Here is a 13,040-nt window from a genome sequence, read left to right as displayed (position 1 = left end):
TTTTTCTGTATTTAAGGATTTATGGGTGCTATGTGCCAGTCTTGCCACAAGTTCCCCTTTATTGTTAATGTATCAGTAAGATTCATTGAAAGCATTCCATCAGGTGTCCATGCATCTATAAGCCAACTATTAACTGTATAAGACCCATCTGGCATCCATATTGGGGTAAAATGTGTACGATTCTTATAAGTGGAATAATTGTTTTTCTTAAACTCAAACCTTGCATTTGAACCACCAGAAATACGTTCTAACAATCTCCAGTAGGTTTCATAGCAAAATTCTGGGAAATAGGAAACAGCATTTTGAGCATACGTTATAGCTGAACTTTGATTAGTACTCACATTTCCAGCCACTGTTTGATTGATTCCATATCCACTTTTAAAAATACTTCCACTAGCAGTAGGATTCTTACTATCATTTTTAATACTCATATCACCTGAGAGCTTCGCTGTATATTGGTCAAGGTCAAACTCCCACCAACCATGGTCACACCAATATCCCGAGTCCTCTCCTGTACTATGCCACACCCAATATGCCCTCCACCAAGGACTCCATATACTCCAATTTGCATTTGTCTTCTCTGCTCTGTTTGGAACAGAGGAATAAGAAAAAGAGTCATTTCTATCATCAGCAACAGGATTTGGTGGTGGGTTTTTATCTAAATCAACAATCTTAACATTAATAATTGATTTCGTAGTGCTGCCCGGTCCATTCACTATTACATCTATTACCATATCTTGTTCCGTATCGGGAGTTGTCCACTTCACCCATGCAAGCTGGGAGTCGCCACTTGGGTAATATACATTCCCAACATTATAGGTTCTTCCATCAATAATAAAGCTTACACGAGTGGGTCTGTCAGGATCAGACTGTCCTCCACTAATCATAACGGAAGTGATTACCTCTGTATTTACTCTATATTCATAATCATAGGCATTTATAATTGGTGGTTCAGGTTGTTCTGTAAATCGCACAATTCCAAGTCCTAGAGAGGATTTTATATCTGCATTGGATGCTGCTTTTGTAGTACTTCCACTCCATGCTGGGTATCCCAAATCTCCTACCTCTAGAAACATAGCAAGTGGCAAGTTTTTATGAGACAAAGATACCATCTTGCTACGAAGCAATCCACTTAATTGTTCATCATACATGGCTGCTTCCGTTGCAGTGGTAGCAATCATAACACTTTGAAATGTGTAATATGCCATTGGTTCTAAAAGTAATTTGTAATCCCCACCAATTAAAATTTCATAATTCATGCCTGTAATTTCAGCAACTCTTTTAATTGTATATTCAGAGCAAAAGTATTTCTTTATTGCTTCTATGTTGCTACTACCATTCGTACTCACTATTCTTGGCATCTCCTGTGCGGGATTTACAAAGGTATAGCTTTGTCCACTAGGAGAAATGGCTCTGCCTCCGTTATAACTTAACTTGCTAACCTTTCCAAAATGCAGACGAACGTTAGTAGGTGATTTATTAGTAAAATCAATAGGTGTAGTTACTACGGCATGATCACTTGCTCGAACTACTGTAACACGTACACCATCATAACCAGGTGACCATTTATCAGTACTCGTTCCATCTCCCATTCCTCCACCACCAGAATCTATATTTCCATCTCCAACGGCAAATACAGTAATGGGCATCGTTAAACTAAATATCATTATAAATATCATTAATATTTTTAGTATCTGTTTCATCTATTCTCCTTTCCGCAAAGAAAAAACACTACATCTCTGCAGTGTTCATCATTGCTATATATATTTAATCCATATTTCCTATTTGTTTATTAATATCTCCATCTCCGTCTACTGTAGTACCTTGACCTTCCCCTACATCATCAATCCAGCCAAATCCAGGTACATAAATCTTTCCATTATTGGTATCTCCACCTTGTGGTTCATCATTACTTTTTGGTGCCTCTGCTGGTTTCTCGACTTTATCATGCTCTACAGGTTCAAGTGGTATTTCTACTTTTTCACCATTTGGTTTCTGTGTTGGATCTGTAAGCTGTTCCTCTGTAGGCTCTTTTGGTTTTTCCACATCTCTTTGAATAGTTTGCTCAGTGCCTGTATCTATTGCACCATTATCTGCCTTTTCCGTATCTGGAATCTCAATTTCTGGCACTATAATTTCATCTTCTTTTCCTGTAATTACAGGTTTTTCTACTATGATATCATTCGTTTCTATGCTTTGATTTGGCAGTACTGCATCCTCTATGGGTTCTTTCTTAAACTGATTTGTTATTAAAACTATAAGTATTACACTGACTATTAAGCCACTAGCTACAATTAGTCTCCTTTTGGTCTTATCATTTATATTATTCATAGGTTTCTGCCTCCTTGTTAATCTAAATTATCTGTTTCTTTCAAGCTACAAACTACCACAAGATTTCTTGAAAGTCTATTAAATTCTTCAAATCCTTTAAAACTTAGGTGTATAGCCAGCACTTGTCTTTATTTTTATCTTCATACTTGGAAGAAGTCTGCCTCCAAAGGATACTGGTACTTCAAGCATTATGCTGCTATCCGCCTCAAATCTTGAATCTGATCTATCCCCTAAAGCTAATGGAGCATTCCTTATATCTACTTCTAAATTCCATATTTTAAACTCTATTTTTCCTTCTGATGTGGTCTTAACATGATACTCACTTTTCCTACTTAATCCTAGAATTGTATCTAGTCTATCATAAATTGCTCCATAATCAAGCGATTCTTCAAAGTCATCTGCCACAGGCTGATATCCTCCTGAATACCCTTCACGAACTCCATGATAAACATCATCATAATTGTCATTGACAGTAGAAATTACCGCATCTTGAACAGCATCACGAACACCCTGTGCTATGATCATGAGCCTAAAGTATTCTGATACTCCTGTAAAAATCATCACAAGACACAAAGTCACTGCAACAACAAGTGGAAAGGAACTACCTTTTTTATCGGATAATATTCTTTTTATTTTATGCAAGATTTCACCTACTTCCAATATACTTCTGATTTCCCAGCAGCATCAGCTCTTAAGGTAACAGGAAAAGACCCAAAACCTCCAAACAGACCTATATTTGTTTTAAAGGTAACAGTAACACTTATCTCTTCATTTAACTGAATTCTTCCTGTCTTCGACCATTTAACCTCTGGTGTAATACCTGTCTTTTCTCGAAGTAAAAGCTCCCTGTTTGTAGTTTCTGATCCTACCCTTCCTACAATTTCTGCTTCCCTTACAAGCTCTGTAGCAAAGGTATCTACCTGTTGTTTTATGATATATGCTGGAAATACTCTCACTGCAAGAGCAATAACAAGCATGGCGCAAAGCACAAGAATTGCAACATCTATATATCCCTCTCCTTGCTTGGATTTTAAGATTTTTAACACATAGACACCTCCTAGAACATTCCACTAAGGGAATGTATAATTTCATATACAATAATGGCCATATAGGTCATCAAGAAACACATAAGCATTACAAAGGAAAACACTCGAATCTTAGGTGGTATCTTCATAGCCTGTGCTTTTAATCGTTGAAGTTCAAGTTGCTTCATATCATGGGATAGCATCTGAAAATACATAGACCCATCATCTCCACGAAGAACACCAATTAACCCTCTCGTTATATCCGATAGCATCGGTGAATTAATCCTTGCCTCGAACCTTGTAAGTGCTGCCTCATAAGAAGAAGAGCGCATATCTGCTGTTAAGATATCCAGCTCATCAGCAAATTCCTCTCCTGCATTTTTCTTATAGTTCTCTATAATAGACAATACATCCCTACTTGCCTTTAACTCCTGAGTAATGGTTGCTACAAATCTTGGCAGTTCTACTTCAATTTTTTCTTTCTTTATCTTTAATATCTCATCTGCTTTACGAATTTCCTTAAAATATGTGATAATGCTTAAAAACATAAGTATCGGTGCTATGAGTGGAAGTATCATGAGACAAGGGATAATTAGTAGTGCAATTATTCCCGACTTTAATATTGCTGATGAAATAAACTCTTCTGGAGTCAGATTCATTCCAGCAGCATTTAATGTGTTTTTCATTCTGCTTTTTTTATACTCATCCATAGGAATATATTTAGCAAACTTTACTGCCCATCCCATAAGAAGTGCATCTACGGTTTTCGCTTTTTCTTTCCCTTGTTTACCAGCAGATAACATAGCCTTTTGTGTTGCAATGCTTGGAAATTTCAGCAAATCAGCAAAAATTAAAAACAAACCAATGGCAAGCAGTATGCCAAATGTAAAGATTAAAATTGTCATATTCGGCTACCTCCTATACTCAATTGGTTGGGTTAATTTAATTACGAAAGCTGTTGATATAAAAATAGCCATAGCACAAATAGAAAGAATAATCTGTCCTAAAGCCGAATGCATTAAAGTGTGGTACCAGTCTTTGTTTAGAAAATACAAAAGAGGTATATTTCCGATGACCAATATGACCATGGTAATAAATTCTTTTCTTGGTTCAAAGACCATGTTTTCAAGTTCTCCATTTACTACACGCATATCCGATAGCTTACTTACAATGGGTGTTAAGGTTGTCTTTAAACTCCTATCAAGCTGACAAGCGATTAAAGCATCACACCACTCACGAAACACAGCATTATCAATCTGTTCTTTCATGGCTTGCAAAGCCCCTATAATATCTGGGTTTATCAGTTTTATTCTCGAAACGAAACCCTTAAATACAAACAGAACTGGTGGGTATAGGTAGTTCATATTTTCCTCAACGGCTGTAAGAATATCCTCATTTCTTAAATAAGCAGTTGTTATAATACTCAGTGCTGTTTCTAACTCTGCAGCAATGTCCCTTTTAAAATAACTTTGAGTCAGCCTTATATACCAAAATGGCAGAAACATAAAGCCTACTGCCATCACTGGTACTAAGAAAGAGTTACCCAGCATGATGGCAATAGAGCCTCCTATTGCAAACAATAATAAGGATAAGGCACAAAGCATAGGAAATTTCTTCTCTCTCCCTGTTACTTTTAAAATCTCTTTTACTTCCATGATTTCACGTCTTAAAAAAGATATCTTCTTTCGCTTTGTAGTCTCATTAATCTCATCCTTTATGCTCCTTGGCTTACTTATCAGCTTTTTAAATATGTTTTCCGTGAACTCCATTGGTGAGATTCCAAATAAAATAAAAAAACCTGTAATCATTCCGATACAGGCAATCAACAAGATGGTACTCATAGAGTTTCCACCTCCTTTGTTTTCAGTTTTTCTATGATGTCAATTGGCATTCCATTTTCCAAGAATCTTTTACTAAGGCTATCTGAAATACTATTGATCTGCTCATGGTAACCATTAATTATAAATTTCCCATCCTCCATACGATTTTCAGTAATCACATATTGATATAATGGACGGTAATTCCTTGTGCCATCTGGAAGGATCTCGCATTCCATTATCTCCATCATCTTTCTTTCCTTATTTTCAAGTTGTTTACAAAACACAACAATAGGATAAGCCTCTGTTACATATCCCATCAATGTTTCATCTGACATATCTACTGCTCGTTTGCAAAGGGATACCATTCTGCGATAGGTTGCCTCACAAGAGTTTGAATGGATGGTAGTAAGAACAGCTACCCCTGTCCTCGCTGCCTCCTGTGCTGCATTAGCCTCTGCTCCACGCATTTCCCCTACTACAATAATATCCGGATTAAATCTTAAAGACATATCAAGCAAAGTAATCTGATCTACTCTTTGCCTTTCATTCTCACTGTCACGTGTTATGGTATGAATAACAGAATTAGTTACTCTTCCTTCTTGTTCACGAACTAAGGCAAGCTCACGTGAGCCGTTTTCAATAGTAAATATTCGCTTATTATCAGGAATGGTAGTAAGTAACCATCCAGCAATTGTTGTTTTACCAGAGCTGGTTGCTCCTGCCACACAGACAGAAATACCATAGCGAATACACTCTGATAAAAATTCAAGCATAGGATTTGTTGCTGTACCACCATCTACAAAGTCCTCTTTTTTCATACTTTGAGGATTTACAATACGAATAGAGGCTGAAATACCAACATCTTCATCCACTAAGGGAGTTTTAAGCACTGCAATACGAATGTTCTTTGTAAGATGACCAAGGACAGCTGGACTAGCATTATCAAGTACCATACCTGAAACATGGAGCATTCTTCTTATTACATTAATTGCATGTTTAGGAGAATCAAAATGTTCTTTAAGTTTTTCATTTCTTCCATCAGAATACTGGACTTCAATGTCTTTCCATGAGTTAATGTCTATCTCTTCAATGCCTTCTCCATAAATATATTTTGTTAAAAAACCATATTCAGCCATTTCTGTATAAAGTGCATCTATTAATTCATTGCCACTCATACCTTTTACTGATATTCTGCTGTCTTGAACGTATTTAGAGATATATCGTTTCATCTGCTCTTTAGAATCCTTCATAGTTCCATCAGTAATAAGAACAGAATAATTGCTTGAAATATATTCTTGTACGTCCTTTAGAACAGTAGAAAAGTCCTTACCCTCTGTTTCAGGGATAAAAAACAGGGAGTGAGTTCTATTTTCAGAACCTAACTCCCTTTGTGTTTCATGAACTTCTTGTGTTTCTTGTATCTCTTCTATTTTTCCCTCTACTCCTTGAGTTTCCAGCATTTCAATTGCCCTTTTGGTGGTCTTTGATATTGCCTTTTCATTTATAGATGACACGTTTTGTTGCCCTTTTGTCTTTAGAAGCACAGAACTATTTCTTATTTTGCCTAACACCCAAACACCTCCCTTGCTATCTTCTCAATTTCTTTGCGAAATGCCTTGCTGTCCTTCATGGATAATTCATCGAATAGATTTCCAGCTAGGTATTGTTCCTCAAGTTCCTGTGAATGTGGAAGCTTAAAGGCTACACTTCCAAGTGCTTGACTCATATGGTCTACCCCTTGCTGTGGTTTAATGTTGGAAGCTATTTTATATTGCTTATCTGCATCCCACTTTCCATCACAAAGAAGAGGTAATTGACTTGATAAATAGCTGATACTTTTTAAATCACAATTGGCAAGTCTTAATACAGAATCGGACTCCATTAGAGCAACAGCAGATAAAACATCATTTGCGATATAACTGCCACAATCTATAATAATAAATGGCGCGATTTCACGAAGGCTATCAATTAGCTCTCTTGCTTGTACTTCTGAATAGGGCGGATAGGTATATTCGTTTTCTCCCTTTAACATGCCAAGGATTGTAATGTATGATAGCTTTTTATGGGTAATCATATTATGTTTTACAAGTGGCTCTGTTACATGGGTTGCAGCAAGGATACTTCCTAATGATTTTTCGCATTCAAGTTCTTGTGAAGGACAGATACAAGGTAACATTGGAGCTGTCATATCGCACAATACCAGTACTACATTCTTTTTCTTATCCGCAAGATATTTTGCAATCTTTGTAGCTACTGTTGTTTTTCCACTCCCGGGACTCCCCCAAACAGCTAGGACACCACCATGTAAGATTTCTTCCTGAATATTTTCTTCCTTTAAATTGCGAGTAAAAATACTATTTTTCTTAAAGTTTAACATCTTTACTCTACCTCACTTCCTGTTTCTTCTACTCCTTCAGAGGATGTGTTTGAGTTATCTATTGCCTCTTCTACTATGTCTTCTTCATATACATCTTCAGTTTGTTCTTCTAGTTCTGGATAATAGAGAGCTTCTATAATTTCCTCTTGCATAACAATAAACTTCTTTGTATTCTCTGGACTTCCACGATATACAAGTGATAAGTGGGATTTAGAATTTGCCTCTAATTCTGCCAGAATATTTCCTTGCTCAGGTGTTACAAGGAGCGTTACCGTTGATGGAAGTTCTCTTTCGTCTTCTATTCCTTGTTCATTTGTATTAGCGTCATATCCTGATGAAGCTGTTACAGAAATCACTTCTACATATTTAAGCTCTGCTGGGATAACTGTTGCACCTTGCTTTTTATAATCAGGGGCAATAACAGATACAATATCTCCACTTTGTAGCTTTCCTGAAAGACCATTTGCAAAGGTCTTAATAGTTATGGACATTGCCTGTTTACTTCCATCTAGATTATATAAATAAGCATTTTCAGCTGCTGGTATCTCTGATAATTTTGTACTTAAAATATAATCTCCAATTCCTAAATCTGAAACTACAAACTTACCAATCGCTGTTTCTTTGGTACGAATTACATTTTCAGGCAGATTAAATCCACCTACTTCTACTACTTGGACCATATCCTTTGTGATTTCATCACCTGATTTTATCTCCTTTGTCACACGGAGAATTTCTTTATTTTGACTGATCCCTTTATTAAATAATGGTGTAATACCAAAACATATAAGGAGTGACAATACGATACAAATCACTCCAACTACTGTTCTATTCCTTAAAAAACTCATAGTATATTCCTCCTAATTTATAAAATATATGATTAAAAAACCTATCCCTAAAAAGGGAGCAAGTGGCATAGATAAATTCTTTGCCACCTGCTTTTTTCTGATGATTATTGAAATTCTTAATATGATATAAAACAATATCAATAAGGTAAGTCCTATAATTAACCCATAGATTCCTTTCCAAAATCCAAGGACAAACCCTACTGCGGCAGTTAGCTTAATATCTCCGCCTCCGATACTTTTTTCTTTAAACATTGCCGCTATAAGGAAAGGTAATGCAATAAATATTCCTAATAGATTCAGGTAACTAAATTTCAGCAATCCTGTTAATGCAAGAAGTACACAGACTGTATCTGGAATTTCTCTTCTTTTAATATCTGTATAGGATGCTGCCAAAAGCAGAGAAGAAAACAGCACCCCTTGTAGGATGCTATTAGCCTGCATAGTTAAACATTTCTGTAATACGTTCTATCAATGTAGGCATTACTACTTCACCAAATAATGCATACAGTCCAGCAAGGAGCAATGCTCCTAAAACTACGGCAATAAGGATTTTTACTGCAGTATCAATATACCCTTCTCCACTGTTATTGTTAATTGCAATCTTTACAGCTACAGCTTGTCTTACTAAAAAGTTTTTTGTTTTTATCATTATCTTATTCATAGCGATTCCTCCATTTATTCAAAGTGATAGTTAACAGAATAGGTGATATTTGATTTGTTATACATACAGTTATGGTTTGTATAGTAATAAAATTCTAGTTTAGAATAAACACCAGCACCAAAACTTCTACTAAATGTAATACCATTACTTGTAGTTCCATAATCAAGCTGATCCCACTGCTTTGTCAATACATTGTATCCTCTAACTCGCCCATGGTCACTTCCGCTATGTCCTGATACAGGTGGAACAGTAAAAGTATATTCTGTTATAGTTGCACCTTCTAATCCATTTTCTAAAATAACAGAATCTGGACCTGTCAAAGTCATTCCTCCACCACCATTAGAATCAGCAACAAAGAACACAATTGCTGCCAAAGGAGATTCTGCACCTGTGGAATCTACTGCCTTAACACGAACTACATTTTTCCCTAACGGATATACCTGTTGTTCTGCATTACGTCCTTCCCAAATATAAGTGATTGGATCGTTATCTGCATCAGTACTACTAGCTGTAATAGTCACCTTTGTTCCAGGGGCAACACTATTTCCATTTGGAGTTCTACTAATTACAGGAGCCGTTGGAGCTGAGTTTACTATTGTAAAGCTTTTTTCTACCCATGGTGAATATGTTCCAACAATATCTTTTGCTCGCACTCGGATGGTGTGTGTACCTACTGAATAGTAGTTGTCAGTTGTTGTTCCTTCAAATTCCAAGGTTGTTGCATCTCCATCAGCATCATTAGCAGTTGCCTTAATATCAACAAAGAATTTACCGTTTTTAACTGTCCTAGTTGGTGCAGCCGTGAGTATTACTGTTGGTGCTGAATTTATAACTGTAAAACTCTTTTCCATCCATGGTGAATAAGCACCAGCTATATCCTTTGCTCGTACTTTAATGGTGTGTGTACCTACTGCATAGTAGTTATCAGCTGTTGTTCCTTCATATTCCAAGGTTGTTGCATCTCCATCTGCATCATTAGCAGTTGCCTTAATATCAACAAAGAAATTACCATTTTTAACGGTTCTTGTCGGTGTGGCAGTTAATGTTACTGTTGGTGCTGAATTTATAACTGTAAAACTCTTTTCCATCCATGGTGAATAAGCGCCAGCCATGTCCTTTGCTCGTACTTTAATGGTGTGTGTACCTACTGCATAGTAGTTATCAGCTGTTGTTCCTTCATATTCCAAGGTTGTTGCATCTCCATCTGCATCATTAGCCGTTGCCTTAATATCAACGAAGAATTTGCCATTTTTAACGGTTCTAGTTGGTGTAGCAGTTATCGTCACTGTTGGTGCAGTATTAGTAACAGAGATATTCTCCAAATGAGTAAATATCCTACCTTCACTATCTGTAATTGTAGCAATTAGAGTAAATTCTCCTGTATCCTCAATTGAAATCTTACCTCCATCATTTCTAAGCTCTCCACTAAAAGATACTGGTTCTCGTACTTTTTCTAATGTCCACTGAACCTCATTATTTCCAAGGTTTTCAGAAGTGGTTTTTACTTCAAACTCTTTGCCATAATGAATTGATTCAGGCATTGTAAAACTATACTCTATAACAGGCTTTATCGTTATATTTTGGGAATGTGAGAAACTCCTTTTTAGAAAATCTGTCATGGTTGTAGTTAGAACATATTCCCCTTCTTCAAGAAAAGTGATTTTTCCACCATGTGCATTTAAGCTGCCATCAAATGCTTTACTTTCAGAAATGGGTTTATCGTCTTTTGTAATACCCCATTCCACTGGCAGTACGTTATTGTTGCCATGAGTTCTAATATCAATTATGCTGTCGGTGTATGCAAGGACAGGCAGTTCAAATCCTATATTTAACACAGGAAGTACTTCCGTTTTACCACCCACTTCAAAAAGAAATACTCTGCCAGTGTCATCGGTAATTCTAGCTACCAATTCATATATGCCAGCTCTTTTAAATTGAATATTTCCACCGTTATTAGCTAACTTACCATCTACATAGGTTGACCAGTCCTGAAAGCCAAAGGTATTATCAACCAGCCATTCAATCTTTAGTCCATCAAGTTCTGCACTATCTACATCTACACTAATATCACTATCAGTATGAACATATTTAGGGAGTGCATAGCTCACGGATGGCACAGGATAGACTTTGAGTGCTTGCTTGTAGTTATAAGTTCTTCCTCCATCATCAGTGAACGATGCATTTAGAGTGTATTCTCCCTTCTGATTAAATTGGATCATTCCACCATCATTTGAAAGTTTACCAATGATGAAGTCAGAAAGCTTAACCTCCTTACCATCTTTTACAAGGGACCAATCAGCAATATGATCTCCGATTTCTCCAAATGTAGCTTCAACCTTTATGGTATCGTCTGTATGAAATATTTCGGGAAGATAAAAACCGGCTGAGCCTACAGGATATACTGTAATAGCTACAGTTTCCTTAAATACTCTTCCGGTCTTATCACTCAATGAAATACTTAGGTTATATACTCCTTTTTCTTTAAAACGTATATTGCTTTCTCCTATTGAGATGTTGCCCTCAATGAAATCTTCAATAATAACTTCTTTTCCATTTTGAGTAAGTGACCATTCAATCTCCATCTCTTCTGCATTCTTTGTTTCTGTCTTTAAAGTAATGGTCTTATCCGTATGGGTAATATTTGAAAGCTCCATTTTTATTTCTGCTAATGAATATACTGAAATAATATCTGATACTGTAACTTCTTTTCCTAACTCATCGGTAATTGTGGCACTTAATTCATATACTCCATTAGTTTTAAATAATATTAAGCCACCACTACCTGTAAGTTCTCCTGTAATTACAGTTTCAAGGTCTATTTCTTTGCCATCTTTTTTAATCGTCCATATCAGGGAATTTTCTCCTAGATTCTCCGTGACAAGATCCACAGCTACTGTAGTATCAGTATGTGCTGATTCAGGCAAGCTAAATTGTGCTGATATAACTGGATAGATGCTGACAGTCTGTTCACAGACAACTGTTCTGCCCCTACTGTTTAATGCCATAGCTGAAAATGTATAACTACCTGTAGACTTAATTTTAATTACTCCACCTTCTGCTTTCAATTCTCCATCTAACACAGAGGAAATTTCAGTAGGAATACCATTTTTAGTAACTGTCCATACTACGGATTTTACATTTCTGCTAGTTGGAATAATTTTTATTTCTTCTCCAACATAAGCAGTATTTGGAAGTGTATAATCATATTTCGGTGCAGGAACATAAGATGAACCTCCATTTGAGGATGAACCATTATCTGAAGTCTTATCTTCTTGCTCCACATCAGGAGAATCTACAATATCTTCTTCTGTTTTATCAGTGGCCTCTTCATGTTCGATTATCTCTTTAATTTCATCATGCTTATCAAGGATTTCAAAGGCTTCACCTCGTGTTGTCTCTCCGTCAGGACGTATTGTTCCGTCTGGGTAACCAGAGATTATATTATAATGTTTGCCAGCACAGATATACTCACGTTCTTCTTCTGTCAAATCATCTTCATCAGTAAACCCTGTATTACAGGTACAATCCATATTATGTTCTTCCTTACCTATGGCTCTAACTAACATTTTAATCATTTCCATTCGAGTAATAGGCTCATCTGGAAAATATTTAGCACTATATTCTTCTTTGATGATAATACCTGCATCAATAAGTGCCTCAATTTCTTTTTGAGCAAAATGTCCTACAATATCCTCAAATACTATATTAACCGTATTTGTTTCCTTTGGCTCAAGTTCCATGATTCTTGCTAAAAGAGCAGAAAATTCTCCCCTTGTAATTATTTCATCCGGATGAGAAAGTCCATCTGGATATCCATGAATTACACCCTTTCTTGCAAGATTATTAATTGCATCCTCAGCCCAATGACCTACGCTATCAGAAAATACAAACCTTGTTGCATAGGCAGAGCCTACAAAACTGGTAATTAAAATACAAATTACCAATAGAATATTTATTATTTTCTTTGACTTATGATTCATT

At 36.2% G+C, this 13,040-nt stretch carries 12 protein-coding genes; all 12 read right to left on the bottom strand.

What is annotated here, in order from left to right; all coding sequences use genetic code 11:
- Positions 1-11 precede the first annotated feature (11 nt).
- The 12 genes from U8307_RS08230 to U8307_RS08175 all read right to left on the bottom strand — a co-directional run bounded on the left by U8307_RS08230 (position 12) and on the right by U8307_RS08175 (position 13,039).
- Positions 12-1,703: a hypothetical protein gene (locus U8307_RS08230; RefSeq protein ID WP_326906889.1), complete on the bottom strand. Its 1,692-nt coding sequence runs from the start codon at positions 1,701-1,703 to the stop codon at positions 12-14.
- 64 nt (positions 1,704-1,767) lie between these two features.
- Positions 1,768-2,331, bottom strand: a complete 564-nt coding sequence (locus tag U8307_RS08225) for a DUF6550 family protein (protein ID WP_326906887.1) — start codon at positions 2,329-2,331, stop codon at positions 1,768-1,770.
- A gap of 96 nt (positions 2,332-2,427) precedes the next feature.
- Complete coding sequence (locus U8307_RS08220) at positions 2,428-2,973, bottom strand: hypothetical protein (protein ID WP_442985516.1); 546 nt, start codon at positions 2,971-2,973, stop codon at positions 2,428-2,430.
- A gap of 8 nt (positions 2,974-2,981) precedes the next feature.
- Positions 2,982-3,377 (bottom strand): DUF4320 family protein, encoded by a 396-nt coding sequence (locus U8307_RS08215; RefSeq protein WP_326906885.1) that lies wholly within the window; start codon positions 3,375-3,377, stop codon positions 2,982-2,984.
- 11 nt (positions 3,378-3,388) lie between these two features.
- On the bottom strand, positions 3,389-4,261 hold the full coding sequence (locus U8307_RS08210; protein WP_326906882.1) for a secretion protein F: 873 nt from the start codon (positions 4,259-4,261) through the stop codon (positions 3,389-3,391).
- Positions 4,262-4,267: 6 nt separating this feature from the next.
- Positions 4,268-5,197 (bottom strand): type II secretion system F family protein, encoded by a 930-nt coding sequence (locus U8307_RS08205; RefSeq protein WP_326906880.1) that lies wholly within the window; start codon positions 5,195-5,197, stop codon positions 4,268-4,270.
- Entirely contained in the window at positions 5,194-6,636 is a 1,443-nt protein-coding gene (locus U8307_RS08200) for a CpaF/VirB11 family protein (protein WP_326911579.1), read from the bottom strand. Before U8307_RS08200 ends, U8307_RS08205 begins: the two co-directional genes overlap by 4 nt.
- Positions 6,637-6,740: 104 nt before the next feature.
- Complete coding sequence (locus tag U8307_RS08195) at positions 6,741-7,553, bottom strand: AAA family ATPase (RefSeq protein ID WP_326906878.1); 813 nt, start codon at positions 7,551-7,553, stop codon at positions 6,741-6,743.
- 2 nt (positions 7,554-7,555) lie between these two features.
- Positions 7,556-8,398, bottom strand: coding sequence for a Flp pilus assembly protein CpaB (gene cpaB / locus U8307_RS08190; protein WP_326906876.1), 843 nt, complete (start codon positions 8,396-8,398; stop codon positions 7,556-7,558).
- Positions 8,399-8,410: 12 nt separating this feature from the next.
- A complete protein-coding gene (locus U8307_RS08185; RefSeq protein WP_326906874.1) occupies positions 8,411-8,839 on the bottom strand; it encodes an A24 family peptidase in 429 nt (142 codons plus the stop codon).
- A complete protein-coding gene (locus tag U8307_RS08180) occupies positions 8,829-9,059 on the bottom strand; it encodes a DUF6133 family protein (protein WP_326906870.1) in 231 nt (76 codons plus the stop codon). The genes U8307_RS08185 and U8307_RS08180 overlap by 11 nt, the downstream gene beginning before the upstream one ends.
- A gap of 14 nt (positions 9,060-9,073) precedes the next feature.
- Positions 9,074-13,039 carry an S-layer homology domain-containing protein gene (locus U8307_RS08175; protein WP_326906869.1) on the bottom strand — a complete coding sequence of 1,322 codons (3,966 nt, stop codon included), beginning with the start codon at positions 13,037-13,039 and terminating at the stop codon, positions 9,074-9,076.
- Position 13,040 lies beyond the last annotated feature (1 nt).

Source organism: Sedimentibacter sp. MB31-C6, from assembly GCF_035934735.1.
Lineage (GTDB): Bacteria > Bacillota > Clostridia > Tissierellales > Sedimentibacteraceae > Sedimentibacter.
Note: the sequence above shows the minus strand (reverse complement) of the source record. Positions and strands in the feature narration are given on the sequence as shown.

What these genes read in the sequence shown, in the direction of transcription:
- U8307_RS08230 (WP_326906889.1), bottom strand. Translation starts at nt 1,703, where the DNA reads ATGAAACAGATACTAAAAATATTAATGATATTTATAATGATATTTAGT.
- U8307_RS08225 (WP_326906887.1), bottom strand. Translation starts at nt 2,331, where the DNA reads ATGAATAATATAAATGATAAGACCAAAAGGAGACTAATTGTAGCTAGT.
- U8307_RS08210 (WP_326906882.1), bottom strand. Translation starts at nt 4,261, where the DNA reads ATGACAATTTTAATCTTTACATTTGGCATACTGCTTGCCATTGGTTTG.
- U8307_RS08205 (WP_326906880.1), bottom strand. Translation starts at nt 5,197, where the DNA reads ATGAGTACCATCTTGTTGATTGCCTGTATCGGAATGATTACAGGTTTT.
- U8307_RS08200 (WP_326911579.1), bottom strand. Translation starts at nt 6,636, where the DNA reads ATGCTGGAAACTCAAGGAGTAGAGGGAAAAATAGAAGAGATACAAGAA.
- U8307_RS08195 (WP_326906878.1), bottom strand. Translation starts at nt 7,553, where the DNA reads ATGTTAAACTTTAAGAAAAATAGTATTTTTACTCGCAATTTAAAGGAA.
- cpaB (WP_326906876.1), bottom strand. Translation starts at nt 8,398, where the DNA reads ATGAGTTTTTTAAGGAATAGAACAGTAGTTGGAGTGATTTGTATCGTA.
- U8307_RS08185 (WP_326906874.1), bottom strand. Translation starts at nt 8,839, where the DNA reads ATGCAGGCTAATAGCATCCTACAAGGGGTGCTGTTTTCTTCTCTGCTT.
- U8307_RS08180 (WP_326906870.1), bottom strand. Translation starts at nt 9,059, where the DNA reads ATGAATAAGATAATGATAAAAACAAAAAACTTTTTAGTAAGACAAGCT.
- U8307_RS08175 (WP_326906869.1), bottom strand. Translation starts at nt 13,039, where the DNA reads ATGAATCATAAGTCAAAGAAAATAATAAATATTCTATTGGTAATTTGT.